Genomic DNA, 433 nt, shown 5'->3' on the forward strand with positions numbered 1-433 from the left:
TTATTATTTACTCAATTATAATTCTGTTCAATTAAATCTGCAAAGAATTTATTGATATTTCAATGTGAGCAACAAGTAATTGAAGTTTGTTTATGTTGATGTCATCGTCGCTGCCTTTCATTTTCATTTGACATTGAAATCGAATTGCCTTATTAATCAAAGTATTATTTTCATTTGACAATCAATCATCCAATTGCCAATAAACAAACAATCAATCATCATGTCTCATTTTGTCAACAAAATTTTTGGTGGAAAACCAAACAAGAAGAACAAAGGTCCTGTTGGTGACATAAGAGTGTCTGATATCGGAGCACCGTTTTCTGTGAAACACAATGTTCATGTTGGTTACAATCCTGAAACTGGAAAAATCGAAGGTCTTCCAAAACCATGGTTAGAATTGTTGCAGCAAGCTAATATTACTAAAACGGAACAA

At 31.9% G+C, this 433-nt stretch carries 1 protein-coding gene; it reads left to right on the forward strand.

The window, feature by feature from the left end; all coding sequences use genetic code 11:
* Nucleotides 1-220 precede the first annotated feature (220 nt).
* Nucleotides 221-433 (forward strand): hypothetical protein (locus J5M67_RS28845; RefSeq protein WP_207888728.1); only part of this gene is annotated, 213 nt, incomplete at its 3' end.

The sequence above is a fragment of the Pseudomonas sp. 30_B genome, from assembly GCF_017491605.1.
GTDB lineage: Bacteria > Pseudomonadota > Gammaproteobacteria > Pseudomonadales > Pseudomonadaceae > Pseudomonas.